Origin of the sequence: Methanosarcina sp. 2.H.A.1B.4 (genome assembly GCF_000979385.1) — an archaeon.
GTDB lineage: Archaea > Halobacteriota > Methanosarcinia > Methanosarcinales > Methanosarcinaceae > Methanosarcina.
In genome coordinates this window covers 60,911-74,517 of sequence record NZ_JJOV01000011.1, presented here as the reverse complement: position 1 = coordinate 74,517, position 13,607 = coordinate 60,911, and the positions used below count along the sequence as shown (strand labels likewise).

Below are 13,607 nucleotides of genomic sequence, written 5' to 3'. Positions count from 1 at the left end.
CTCGTTTTTTGTGGGGACAAAAAATAAGGAGCAATTTTAAAATCTTATTTTTATAAATGTTTGGGTAAAAACATAACTTAGAGGATTTCTACAAAGCCTGAATATTTGCAGATTTAGAAGGAGCACTTTTCAGGGCTTCTTTAGATTAAGCAATTCTTTTCCTCAAGGGAGGGTTTTTTGATTAGAGTGAAACCCATTAGCCGAACTTTGTTTTCATTGGAGCTATCCAAAACTGGACCGCCGAATACAAAATAAAATTCTTCCCCCATAAGCAATTCATTTGAAATATATTTTTCCTGCCGGCGGTCTGCTTAAATCTACCCCGAACACGTTTGTTAAGATAATGTTAAGAAAAGAGAAATTGAAAAACCCGTGATTTTTGCATATTTATAAGGGGCACTTTGCCGGGCTTCTTTAGATTAAGCGATTCTTTTCCTTTGTGGGGATTTTCTGATTCAGGCGACATTTTTCAGGGGAGTTATGGATTAAGGAATTCGTCAGAAAATGGATCACTTTATACGAGGTAAAAATTCTTCTATATCCTTTCCAGGTAACTCAAAATCATCTTCCTGAACCAATAGCCTTAGCAGGAATTTTAAACTATTTCAATCATCTGGTTCCAAGAACCCATTTCCAGAGAGGAACATAGATAATATCATTTTCCTCTTTTTCGAGGTTCTTCGTGAGCAAGATTAACCTGGAAACCTTTTCCCCAAAATGTTCCTTGAATTCCAGAAGAGCATTGATTTCTCCTTGTCTTATGTGATCTGTATAGGTGCAGTTTATACCTGTGAGCGCTCCATCTATACCTTTTATCACAAAATCCACTTCTTTTTTTTCTTTCCAGTAAAAGAATTCTACTTTTCTCCGTTTCAACTCTACAAATGTCAGGTTCTCTGCAAGCCTTCCTTCATCGGCAGAAAAGGTGAATGCTGTTGAATTTCGGAGTCCATTGTCGATGCAGTAAACCTTCCTGGGCATTTTGATTGAGATTGAATCTTTAACTGAATATGAAAAGAAGTTTAACTGGTATATCAGGTAGGCCTGTTCCAGGTAAAGCAGGTATTCTTTAAGGCTGTTAACCGATAGCCCTGTTGCGTTTGAAATTTTTGAATAGCTCAGGAGGGTAGAGATGTTTGATAAGGAATAATTCGCAAGTTCGATAAGTTTTGCACTTTCCCGGATATTCCGACCCACCACTATGTCCCGAAGGAGAATGCTGTTGAAGTACTCGGTTAGACGGAGGTGGTTTATATCCATGTCCTCTTCAAGGACAACTTCGGGAAAACCTCCTTTGAAGAGATATTTGTTAAAATAGTGCAGAATTTCGTTTCTCTGAATGTCAGGATCTTTTAATTTAAAACCCTCAAAATCAAGATACTCTTTAAACGAAAGGGGAAACACATGTTGCGTGATCATCCTGCCGGTCAAAAGGGTAGAGAGCTGGTCAGAAAGCATACTGCTGTTCGAACCCGTTAACACAAACTTGATTTCTTCCCCATAAAGGTCATAGAACTTTTTGACCCACTGTTCCCAATCCTTTATATTCTGGATTTCATCAAGGAAGATATATTTTCTCCCTTTCGGCACATGAAGTTCTATGTATTCCCCAAATATTCTGTCGAGCAGCCCTATGCTTTTGTCTTCAAAAGGTTCATCGAGGTTGAAGTAAAGGATATTTTCAGGTTCCACTCCCTTTCTTATAAGATGGTCTATTGCCTGGTACATTACAGTAGACTTACCACCTCTCCTGACCCCGGTAATGCAGATAACCTCCCTGATATCCAGAAGCTTCAGGATTGTTTCAAGGGTCTCGGGGCGTGAGATCCTCTTTTTAGAAGCAGGGACTTTTCTTTCTGTCCACCAGGGGTTCCACATTTTCATGAGCTGCTTCATAAGGGAATAATTGTGTGTAGAGTATTTATATCTTTCATTACAATGACGATATTTGGAGCTAAAATCATCATTATAATGACGATTATTTAAATGAAAGTGGTTTTGAGGCTTATGATGTAGGGATGTTAACAAAGAAAGGAGATTTCTTATTTTGTCCTTCAATTCATTTGAAATATATTTTTCCAGCCGGCGGTCTGCTTAAATCTACCCCGAAAACGTTTGTTAAGATAATGTTAAGAAAAGTGAAATTAAAACCCGTGATTTTTGTAGCTTTATAAGAGGCACTTTGCAGGGCTTCTTTAGATTAATCGATTCTTTTTTCTCGTGAGGGATTTTTCTGATTCAGATTTCATCCAGTATGTGTTTGATATCTGGTTTTGCTTCTGGAATACCTTCTTTAACGGATAACCAGACTACTTCAAGATTCACTCCGAAGTAAGCGTGGATCAATTTATCCCGTATGCCTGCAAGATCTTTCCATGGAACAGAAGGATATTTTTCTCGCACTTCATATGGGATATTCTTTGTTGCTTCGCCAATAATTTCCAGAGCTCTGATTACTGCAAATTGGGTTTTACGGTCGGCAGCAAAATCATCGAATGTCAAGTTGTTGACAAACTCTTCTGCTGCTTCCATTGCATCATAAATATCCTGGACATAATCTTTTACTTCGCGGATCTCAATCCCTCTTCAGACGGCTTCAACTTCTCTCAGGATGTGTTTGCCTATATTTGGTTTTAAGGCATCTTTCATAACCAGATCTACCTTAACGCCGAGAGATTCCGAAAGGTAGTTTTCAAGGTTGACAAATTTAAAAATAGTAGGAGTCTTACTGAATTCCACAAGCACGTCCAGATCGCTTTCTGGTTTCTGTTCTTCCCGAATATAGGACCCAAAAACCCCCAGGTAACTGACGTGGTATCTCTCTCTAAGCTCCGGGAGCATTTCGTGGAGTTTTTGAATGTAGACTTCAACTTTTTTTTGGTTTTCAGGCATTTATTCAGGCTCGTTGTTTTCTTTTCTGGTATATTATAGTAATTTGCTGTTGTAGTATTTATAATTACTAAAGAAGAAAAGTGGAATCTGTGTCTTGAATCAAAATCAGTTTAAATATATTTTTCCTGCCGGCGGCCTGCTTAAATCTACCCCGAATACGTTTGTTAAGATAAAGTTAGAAAAGTGAAATTAAAAACCCGCGATTTCTGCAGCTTTAAAAGGGGCACTTTGCCGGGCTTCTTTAGATTAAGCGATTCTTTTTCCTTTGGTGGGAGTTTTCTGATTCAAACGACATTTTTCAGGTGAATATGGTTTAATAAATCATCCGAAAACTGGACCGCTGGATACGAAATGGATATCTTCCCTCATAACCAAGTCATTTTAAATATATTTTTCCTGCCGGCGGTCTGCTTAAATCTACCCCGAACACGTTTGTTAAGGTAAAGTTAAGAAAAGTGAAATTGAAAAACCTGTGATTTTTGCAGAGATAATATTTACGAATGTTTGATTCTCTCATTTATTTCTGAAATTGATATCGATGCACTCTCCCGAACATCAGAGTATTTGTCATCAAGCAAATATTTAAGTTGCTCAATGGTATTCTTGTCTCCGATTTTACCAAGTGATTCTGCGGAATATTTCCTTACATATCTATTTTTATCCTTTATAGCTAAAGTAAGAGGTACTAAACCTCTTGAATCACCAATATTGCCAAGTGCTTTAGTTGCATTTTGTTTTATGTATCGATCATCACTTTTCATAGCTTCTATCAGAAGTTCTACTGAACACGACCCTAAATTTTCAAGAGCCTTTATTGCGCTTTCTCGTACAGCAGGATAATCATCATTAAGTACTTCAATGAGATACTTTACTGTACTTGGATCTTTAATTGTTCCAAGTTTTTCTGTTGAATTAATTCTTACTTGCATACGTTCATCATTTAAAGAACCTACAAGTGACTCGATAGATTCATTTGTATGAAGATGATTTATGACTTTTTCTTTGTCTTCCTTTAGCTTATCATTTTCCTTAAATTTGCTTGAGTCCTTAAAGCTATTATGTTTTTGTTGATAACAACTTTCATGCATAATTAGTAATTTATGATTATTTTTGACTAAGGGAATAGGTTTCCCACAAAAATTACAAAAACCATTGATAGAAGTAGAAGGTGATTTGTGGAATTTGTAGTATATTTCAACACATCTTTTAGAACACCATTTTCCCTCGTTTCCCATTACTTTCCCACATATTATACAGTAGCTTCTTTTCTTATTTTCATAATTTTTATTTTTTCCTCCTCTATCTTCATATTCCAGCAGTTTAACTTCTTCATGATCGTTGATTTTATCGATTGTATCTTGGGAACTTTCTTCCGATAAACTAGTTCTTGAATAGCATCCTTTATGTCGATGCATCACTATTTCAGTTTCATTTTCTTTTATTAATTCATGTGGTTTGCCGCAGAAATTACAAAAACCTTTAAATGAACTTTTAGTTGAATTTTTGAACTCCTTATATTTATAAAGACATTCGTTTGAACACGCAAATCCTTTTCTTTGATTTAATTGTTTGCCACATATTATGCAAAAAGGGCTTTGTTTTTCATTATATTTATGTTTCTCTCTTTGAATTTCTGAATAAATACTATTTTTTGAATAACATTCAGGATGTTTGTTTTCTATTCTACGATGTAAATTTCTTTTCAATTCCAGAGATTTTCCACATGAATTGCAGAATCCTTTTATAGAGATGGAATACGAGCTTCTCAATCTAGACTCAGATATAAAAGTTTTATATATTTTCATACAGTTTTCGGAGCAAATATTTCCATACTGATCCAATATTTTCCCGCATATTATACAATAATAATTTTTGTCATTTGCTTCTTGAAAAAGCAACCTTGAGGTATTTTTTATCGATTGGCTTTTCTCAGGAGAGCTTTCATTTTTATCAATGAAAGTTAAACTCTCAATGTTTTTCGACTTTTCTTTATCAACATCACTATTTTTCCTTAATATATCTGTTTTAATCGGTTCTGCATGGAGTTTTGTTTCTTTTTGATGTTGAGTTATATATACAAAGATTTTTTTCTTGAATGACGTTGCAAGAGCGTAATCTGGATTTATCCTTAATGCTTCCTCAATAGCTTTAAGAGCATCTTGATACTCTTCTTTGTAATACAAGATAATTCCTTTCTGACACCAAGCCTCAGCGAAAGACGAGTCTATATCAATTGCTAATTCAACGGCTCCCAGAGCTTCATCTGTGTGACCCAAATCATTAAGGACGGCAGATTTTTTACACCACGATTTTGAACATTTAGGACTTAATTTTAATGATTTTTCAACTGAACCGAGAGCTTCGTCAGGTTGCCCGATATAATGAAGGATCTCACTTTTTTTGTACAAAGCTTCTGCACATTCCGAATCAATACATAATGATTCATTAATGGCATTTAGCGCCTCTTCAGTTTTGCCATTTAAAAAGAAATCTACACTTTTTTTACACCAGTAGTCAGCAGTTTTTTGGTTAGATTCTTCATACAAGCTATGTTGTCCCGTTGTTTGTTGATTCGTTGAAAAAGTCTTGCTAAACAATCCTTCCTTTTCAAGTCCTGTCAAATAAGATGATTTTAGTTCTATTACTTTTTTAAGTGCTTTTAGGGCTTCTTCAAAATTTTCAAATTTATCATAAACCATAAACTTTTGAAAATATGGTTCGATATTTTTAGATTCAATTTTTATTGCTTTATTGTATGACTCCAATGCTTGGATATAATTCTCTAATTTTTTTAATATATTCCCTCTGATAATCCATATATCGGCGTCATTTGGATTTATTTCCAGAAACCTATCAATTGCAAGCTTAAATTGTTCGTAGTTTTCTTTGTTAATTTCCTGCATAAGAATACTTCTTCATCTGTTATTTATATATCAACTAGGTCTTCCAAGTAAATAATTAATATTATAATCAGCTAAGTTCCCATACACACATTTCTTCAACACTATTTTCGACTGCCGAACTTTTTTGGAGTTTTAGTAATTGTGATGTAATTATAGAATCACATAGCCAGCATTGAATGAATTCAAGTTTTTGGATTTCCTTAGGGAGAAGTGTTTGATAAAACGTCTGGTTGGAGTTAACTTCAAAGAGACTTTGAAAAACTCTCTTGTATTCTGTTGGATCTGTTGGGAGCAAATCCCATTCGATTTTTTTAGAGCAAGTTAAAGTTATATCGGTTGCTTTAAAATTTGCTTGTTTCGTAATTAAGGCAATTGCTTTGTTTATAATATATCCTGATAATGTAAAGTATACATATCCATCACTTTTTCTGTAAAATGGAATAGTATTTTGTTGAAAAATTTGTCTATACAAGTTTGCAAATTCTTGGATGTCTCTCTGTATATCCTTTGAATATATCTTGGTATCAAGTGAGCTTTTTTGAATTAAATCAAGTATTGACGAAATAACAAAAATATCGAGTCCCATACTATTTCCCGGATAAAGTAAATTAGTAAGGGGCTCTCCAATATTGATTGGAGTTACTTCAACTTCTTCTTTTTTTATATTCTTTACCTTCCATTTTTTCCCAGCGAAACGAATAATACTTCCTCTATTCAATCTCAATAAGTTAATACTTGAGACATAACCAAGGTTTTTTTTTCCGTGAATGATCCTAATTTCCTGTGTACTTAATGGAAAGTTCCCATAAATCATACGATGGTCAATCAGTTTGTATAGTTTTTGTCCGGCACCATATCTGTTTTTGAACCCATGAGCTTTTAAATAACCATCTGCTTCCAGCTCTCCCAGTATCAATTCTATAGTTGGTCTTTCAAGATGTGGCAAATGTGAACAAAGCTTTGCAAGTTCCGAAGTTCTGGTATATTCTCCATTAACAGAGCCAATATAGGAAAGCAACTGTTGTACGCTTGATCCAAAAAGCGAGTACGGTTTTTTTTCTGGCAAATTCCCTTCCTTTGCAAGCTCTATCAAAGCGTGAAAGTTGAGCGCCTCCAAGTAGGGGTTGGTACACCCAATTCTTACAAGGCAGATTACATTTGTTTTCTTTGATCTCCTGTTACTTCTTCCTATGCGTTGTAAAAAGGAATCTACTCCTGGAGGAGGACCGTAGAGAAATACTGCATCAATATTCCCTATATCTATACCCAATTCTAGAGTACTGGTGGAAATGCAAATTGCTTTTACTGAATTGTTAAAAAAGTATTCAACTTCTTCTCTCATCTCAACGGAAAGGGATGAGTAATGTGTACATACCAAATCACTTAGACATTCTACCTCACTCAAAAATGTTGCAATTTGTTCACATTCCCGGCGAGAATTTGCAAAAATTAAGTACTTTCCTCTCCCACAACCAGAACCAAATATTTTGATAAAAAGTTCTTTTAGCTGGTCCATTGACTTCAAAATTCTTATCTGGGAATCTATTTCTCTTTTTGTCAGGTCTTCGAGAAAGACAGCTTCCTCATTTGTTCCAAAGAGAAAATCACGCACATATTGAAGATTGCATATCGTCGCAGAAATTGCAACCCACTGGAGAGGGTGATCCAGTTTCTGTTTTAAACGGTTCAAGAGTATTGAAAGGTGCAATCCTCTTTGTGTATTATACAGGAGATGTATTTCATCTAAGACAACTGCATGAATCCCATCAAGGGCTTTATCACCTCTAAACAACATAACATCAAGAGACTCAGGTGTTGTTATCAAGACATGAGGAATCATTCTAAGTTTCATGTCATCCTGATCCCCATGTCTGATACCTACTCTAAAATCTAATTTTCTCAGATATGGGTATAAACGTCTCTCTAAATCATTAACTAAAGCTTTAGTGGGTGCAATATATAGAATCGTCAGAGAATCGGTTTCAATAGCTTTTTTAAGATAACGTGATATTAAAGGTGCCATAACTGCTTCAGTTTTTCCTGATCCTGTGCCGGCCGACAATACAATATTTTTTCCATTTAATACATAGGGAATCACCTCATCTTGTGTTTTATAGATCTGTGAAAAATTTCCATAAAATGTGGTTGCCACAGAAGGATATAGTAATTTTTCATTCCCCATCAAGATCCTCCACCATGTCGTCCAGGAAACAGACTACCTCTTTGATAGTTTGACGAACTCGATCTTGAACTGGTATTTGCATGCTTTGTACGGTGATCGCATGCAAATTGCTATAAACAGATTCTTTTCCTGACCATCTATAAGCTATAATGTGTGCAGAAACTATATTCTTTGAAAGCTCAAAAAGCTGGGAACCGGAAAGAGGTGACATCCTAAAAGCTGTTAGTTCATCAAAAAGGGAGTAATCGTAGTCATAAACACCTTTCGTGAGGAGTAAATTTTTACATTTTTCTGCGAAATCAGGAGTTACTGCAAAAAAAGTGAGATTATTGTACTTGCCTCCAAAAAACTGAAATAGATTCCAGAAAGCTTTTTGTTGATAATTTTTATTGCCTAAATTGTGAATTACATCTTCAAATTCATCTATGAGTAATATAAGTCCTTTCAAACCTGCCATTTTTGCAAGCTTATCGAGATCATTCAACGCGTCCCAACTTTGCTGATAATCTAAAAGTTCAAAATTAAAAATATTGTCTTTATAGAACTGAACATCCGATCTTGGATCATAAAATTTACGTCTTAAGCCTAATACAAGAGAATCATATAATTCTTTACGTCGTGTTTTGTATTCCCAAGGTTGGAATAGCCAGTCTTCGATTCTGTCTTGGAGTTCAGGAGAAGCAAAACACCAAGCTCTTAAAGCTACGTAAAGAGCATTCGATAACAAATATCTAGAATAATCCCACTTCCCGTTATTACTAAGTTCTAAGATTTCATGTTTAATTTTTTCAGGAACATTTTTGTTAAAACAAGTAGAATAAACTAAATCAAATAAATTGCGCACACTTTTTCCCGATCTACCCGGGACTTCCAGTTGGCGACAAACTTGTCCAAAGATTTGATCTATTCGGTTGAAACGAACTCCTGACTTAGAATCAAGGGTTATTAAGCTAACAGCATATCCACTCGAAAGTGCCATTTCTCTTGTAAGTTTCAAGAGATGGGTTTTACCCGAACCGTAGTTTGATTTTATGAGTAAAGCATTGGTACTTCCACTTAATAGAATACTTTTCAATTCATTGATTTCTTCTTCTCTTCCCACCGTAAATTCTGCCACATGGCCTTCAGGAGGAATTCCGCGACGCAGTGACTCAATGATACGTTCAGCTTCAAGTGCCTCCACAGTTATTCCTCTCTCAAAAGATCCATGATGTCATCATAGATTTGTTCTGTTTGAACTTCCTCTTCTTCCATCTGCTCATCAAACTTTTTTATCAAGCCTGCAACCAACACGCGCCAAAAGCGGACTGAACTGAGAGAAGGATGTAAGTCATAGAGATCATCAACAAAAGATACTAACTCTCCCTCATTCATAACCAATTCTTCAGTTTGGGGGTCTGTCTCAAGGTAAAGGGAACGAATTTTCTTGGCTACTTCGTGATAATTATCTAATGTCGGAACTACGGCATCAAGATTCCAAACTGTATCAAGTGCTTTAGGTGGATGATCTTCAGGTTTTCCGATTCTACCAGATAAGGCACCATAAACGACAATTCCATGTTTCGAATCAATATAAAAATCAGGGGTGGTAGCATATACAAGAAAAATGCCACTTAATGCTTCAATTCCATTAATCAAAGATAGTAAATTGTTATGAGCATCTCTTAAAGCCGACTTTCTCATAGTTGAATATGATTGCTCAGCTTCATCAAAAAGTATCACTAGACCTCTATAACCAGCAAGTTTTACAAATTCTGAGAGAGACTGAAGCATAATTTTGGCATTATCCCTAGAAACCATTTTATTTACGCCAAAATTCTTTCTGTAAACTCCTTTTGTCCCTTCTCCAGCAAACCATTGTAAAATTTCTTCTCTTTTTTGGTCAACAATCGATTTTTCTGCACCTTCTAATAGATAAGTTTTCCAATATTCTTGAATTATTTTTTTGAAATCGATATCAATTCCCTTATTTGCCATCAATATTTCACATGCTTTTGCATACGTTTCGTAGCTTATTTCTTCGTCGTTTTCGCCTCTATCCCCAAATTTGGAGAGTGCTTCAAAAACAACGTTGCTAAATGGGCTTGCTTCTACAATACCGATTTCGTAACTTGATGGTGTTGTGATGTTTCTAACTATAGAATAAAAAACACGTTCAAATTTATTTAATGGAGCTTCATTCACATTTAATTCTACATTTGAAACGAGACAATTCTCGCTGAATGCCACTTCACGTAAAAGTCTAAAAAAATGAGTTTTTCCGGAACCCCAAGAACCACTAACGAATCGTATTTTACCCACTTCAGGTATCTGAGATAAATGGAATCTTTTAATCCCGTTAATTAGTTTTTCGTGACCTACAGAGTAAAGACCAACTCCACGCTCAGGAGGTAATCCCCTTCTTAATGCCTCAATTATAACCTGATTTTTCATTCAGACACTTCCTTTTTGAAGGTAATAAATCCCACATATCCACGGTCTTCAAACCCATGTAAGAGGATTCCTTTCTTACTATCTTTAGTTTGTTGGAAATCCAGTTTCCACCCATCAATTACCAATATATTCTCTCTTACTAGTCTTGAAATGTCTAGAAGAAATTCATCAGTTCTAAACTCTTTTATATTTTTACCCATTCTTGTTGTGATTTTTCTGATAGGGATAGAATCTCCTTTACTCATTTTTTCTTTTTTAATTAGGTATTCATACTGCCGATATACATTCAAAAGAAACTTCATCCCATTAAATTCACGACCAAAAAGCCTCTCTTTATGAAATTGTAGAGATTCTATTATTGCACCAATATCACAGGTAATTTCTTCAAGTATCCCTTCTCTATCAAAAATTCGTGCTCTCTCCATCTTTTCTGAAATCTCAACCTCGATGAAAGAATTGCACACTCTGTACCGAGGATGACGTGAAGTAGGATCAATATCTAAAGATGCTTCTTTGCATGCTTTTTCAAAATAAGCTGGAAAGCGTTTCAACAATTTTACTGATTCTTCTTTAGAACCTTCATATAGTTCTTCAAGTGCATAGACTGAGGATGGATACTTATTCTTAAAAATTGTAACGGAGTTTTGTTCTTTTTCCATTAAAGACTTTAAATGAATAGGCCACATTTTTTGGTTGTAAATTAATAGGCTCTCAGCAATCTTATACAATTTATTTGCTTCTTCAAGATCTTTTTTTGTAGAATTTTTAAGCTCTGTTAAAACTTCGTAATGATCCATGATTTTGTCACTCATTTCCACGTCTCCTAAATTCTACTCTCTTCATTATTAATATTTAAAACTAGAATTTCTTTTTAAAAGATCTTTGATCTTATGATTCGTTGAACTTTAGAAGCCATATTAGGGTCTAAATATATATAATGTCTGAATATGTATTTCATATTTTTTGATAATAACTACATATGCTTTAAAATTATGATGTAATGGTTATTGAATGTTAGGTAACAGAAAACGTTTATCGAATTTTACTCCAAAAATTCGTTAAAACTTGTGAGTTTATAGAAAATATAGCTTCTTGGAATAATTATTTTTTCCTTTAGTCCTTCAAATCTTTCATCTGATACTCTATAGACCGGTTTACTTCCAAACTCTCAACCAGATGAAAAATACGCTGAGAAACTTCAAACTGTTTATAGAATAATGTTAAGTTGCAGTAGCACCTTTGTTCACTTTATCCATAACTCCCCGATCTACGTTCTTCAGAATCTTCCAGTACCTCTACCAACTCCAGACAAGTGCATATGACGTTTGCTTCTCATCATGTTGATTATAACTTTGTCGTCTATCTTGACGCCGGGTATTTCAAGAATTTATGAAAAAAAAGCCCGTGGGCTACGTTGATGTATTTTAGTTAATTTTTAGTCGTCTAATTTATACAAGTTCAGATTTCATGTTTTCTTTAAAAAGATCGGCCTGCTTGTCGGCCGTTGAGAGCCCGGGAACTAAAACACTATTTCAAAAAAATTCCCCTGCTTACCAAGAAAATCCAAACGCCCTGCTCACCGAACAAACAAAAAACAAAATCGAAAAACAGTCAGAAAAGACAAATACAATTTAAAAAAAGAGAGTTCTGTTCCTCTAAGGGAACAGACAAAAACTCACAAATTTTATTTCTTCATAACCTTCTGGTACATCCTCGCCTGGAACCCGTGATACTTCGCAAACCCTTCTGCATCCTGCTGGTTGATGGTCTGGCTGTCGAAGGAGACGAGGTCTTCGGAGTAGAGGGCGTTTGGAGAGGAGCGGGCAAGGATCGTGAGTGCGCCTTTGTAGAGCTTCACTTTCACTGTACCTGTGACCCTTTCCTGGGACTTGTCGATAAAGGCGTTGAGGTCGGCAAAAAGGGGGTCGTCCACAAGGCCGCCGTATGCCATTTCGGACCACTGCTCTTCAACGGTCTTCTTGAACTTCAGTTCTCCGCGGGTCAGGACGAGTTTTTCAAGGTCGGCGTGGGCTGCGAGGAGGACGGTTGCAGCCGGGTGCTCGTAATTCTCGCGGGCTTTTAAGCCAAGGACACGGTCTTCGATCATATCGGTCCTGCCTACGCCGTTCTCGCCTGCAATTCCATTCATCTTCTTGATAAGGGCGTAGCCGCCGAACTTTTCGCCGTCAATGGCGACAGGGACTCCGGCTTCAAAGGCGATGTCAACAATCCTTGGCTCGTTCGGGGCATCTTCCGCGGATTTGGTCCACTCGAAGATCTCTTCCGGCGGGACGAAAGAGGGGTCTTCAAGCCTGCCGCCTTCGATGCTGCGGCTCCAGATGTTTTCGTCAACGCTCCAGGGTTTGGATTTGGTGGCTTCGACAGGGATTCCGTGCTCTTTTGCGTAATTGATTTCCCATTCGCGGGTCAGGTTCATCTCACGCATAGGGGCGATAACGTCCATGTCGGTCTGGCGGAAGACAGCTTCGAAACGGAGCTGGTCGTTGCCTTTTCCGGTACAGCCGTGAGCAAGGGCAACTGCGCCTTCTTTTATGGCAGCTTCGACCACTTTTTTGGCGATCAGCGGGCGGGCTACCGATGTGCCCATAACATAGCCTTCGTAGTTTCCGTTGGCTTTGATCAGGGGGAAGATGTAATCTCTTACGAACTCTTCCTTTGCATCGATAGTATAGTGCTTGTTGCTGATCTTCTCGGCTTTTACATCAGCTTTCCTGATCTCTTCCTCGGGCTGGCCTACATCGACCGAAATTGTGATTACTTCATCGTACCCGTACTTTTCCTTGAGGATGGGGATGCACACCGAGGTGTCAAGCCCACCGGAATATGCAAGTGCAACTTTCTTTACCATGCTTTTACTACCCCTTGTTTGGCGGATTTGTGATAAGAACGAATAATTAACGTGTTAATGGATTAACAGTCAATGGTTTAACAGTCAATGGATTAACAGTCAATGGATTAACAGTCAATGGTTTAACAGTCAATGAATTAATAAGTTTTATAAGTATTATAATTTTAATAATTTTGGGAGCAATATGCTGAGTCCGGATAAATTTGACAGCTAACGGGCTGGTAAGTTTAAATATTGATTATCTTTTGCCGGAGGATGGAAAGCCATCCAGCCAGCTCCGATTCTCATTTAATTTCTTCCGTTAGCGCAATGGTTTTTCTTCAGCAGT

General features: G+C 36.5%; 9 protein-coding genes. All 9 read right to left on the bottom strand.

The features are described 5' to 3' along the window. Positions 1–609: 609 nt before the first annotated feature. Positions 610–1,896: an ATP-binding protein gene (locus EO92_RS02480; protein ID WP_048169030.1), complete on the bottom strand. Its 1,287-nt coding sequence runs from the start codon at positions 1,894–1,896 to the stop codon at positions 610–612. Positions 1,897–2,238: 342 nt separating this feature from the next. After that, positions 2,239–2,532, bottom strand: coding sequence for a DUF86 domain-containing protein (locus EO92_RS02475; RefSeq protein WP_048169028.1), 294 nt, complete (start codon positions 2,530–2,532; stop codon positions 2,239–2,241). 54 nt (positions 2,533–2,586) lie between these two features. Next, positions 2,587–2,892: a nucleotidyltransferase family protein gene (locus tag EO92_RS02470; RefSeq protein ID WP_048141619.1), complete on the bottom strand. Its 306-nt coding sequence runs from the start codon at positions 2,890–2,892 to the stop codon at positions 2,587–2,589. A 494-nt stretch (positions 2,893–3,386) separates the two neighbouring features. Next, complete coding sequence (locus EO92_RS02465; RefSeq protein ID WP_048169025.1) at positions 3,387–5,795, bottom strand: HEAT repeat domain-containing protein; 2,409 nt, start codon at positions 5,793–5,795, stop codon at positions 3,387–3,389. A 67-nt stretch (positions 5,796–5,862) separates the two neighbouring features. Next, positions 5,863–7,977 carry a DEAD/DEAH box helicase gene (locus EO92_RS02460; protein ID WP_048169024.1) on the bottom strand — a complete coding sequence of 705 codons (2,115 nt, stop codon included), beginning with the start codon at positions 7,975–7,977 and terminating at the stop codon, positions 5,863–5,865. Continuing rightward, positions 7,967–9,160 carry a BREX system ATP-binding domain-containing protein gene (locus EO92_RS02455; protein WP_048169022.1) on the bottom strand — a complete coding sequence of 398 codons (1,194 nt, stop codon included), beginning with the start codon at positions 9,158–9,160 and terminating at the stop codon, positions 7,967–7,969. The genes EO92_RS02460 and EO92_RS02455 overlap by 11 nt, the downstream gene beginning before the upstream one ends. A gap of 2 nt (positions 9,161–9,162) precedes the next feature. Then, entirely contained in the window at positions 9,163–10,410 is a 1,248-nt protein-coding gene (locus EO92_RS02450; RefSeq protein ID WP_048169019.1) for a BREX system ATP-binding domain-containing protein, read from the bottom strand. After that, entirely contained in the window at positions 10,407–11,222 is an 816-nt protein-coding gene (locus EO92_RS02445) for a hypothetical protein (protein ID WP_052734242.1), read from the bottom strand. Before EO92_RS02445 ends, EO92_RS02450 begins: the two co-directional genes overlap by 4 nt. Positions 11,223–12,094: 872 nt before the next feature. Beyond that, positions 12,095–13,279: an argininosuccinate synthase gene (locus EO92_RS02440; protein WP_048169017.1), complete on the bottom strand. Its 1,185-nt coding sequence runs from the start codon at positions 13,277–13,279 to the stop codon at positions 12,095–12,097. Positions 13,280–13,607: the final 328 nt, after the last annotated feature.

Coding starts and splice junctions, on each gene's coding strand:
- EO92_RS02480 (WP_048169030.1), bottom strand. CDS start 1,896: ATGAAGCAGCTCATGAAAATGTGGAACCCCTGGTGGACAGAAAGAAAA.
- EO92_RS02475 (WP_048169028.1), bottom strand. CDS start 2,532: ATGGAAGCAGCAGAAGAGTTTGTCAACAACTTGACATTCGATGATTTT.
- EO92_RS02470 (WP_048141619.1), bottom strand. CDS start 2,892: ATGCCTGAAAACCAAAAAAAAGTTGAAGTCTACATTCAAAAACTCCAC.
- EO92_RS02465 (WP_048169025.1), bottom strand. CDS start 5,795: ATGCAGGAAATTAACAAAGAAAACTACGAACAATTTAAGCTTGCAATT.
- EO92_RS02460 (WP_048169024.1), bottom strand. CDS start 7,977: ATGGGGAATGAAAAATTACTATATCCTTCTGTGGCAACCACATTTTAT.
- EO92_RS02450 (WP_048169019.1), bottom strand. CDS start 10,410: ATGAAAAATCAGGTTATAATTGAGGCATTAAGAAGGGGATTACCTCCT.
- EO92_RS02445 (WP_052734242.1), bottom strand. CDS start 11,222: ATGAGTGACAAAATCATGGATCATTACGAAGTTTTAACAGAGCTTAAA.
- EO92_RS02440 (WP_048169017.1), bottom strand. CDS start 13,279: ATGGTAAAGAAAGTTGCACTTGCATATTCCGGTGGGCTTGACACCTCG.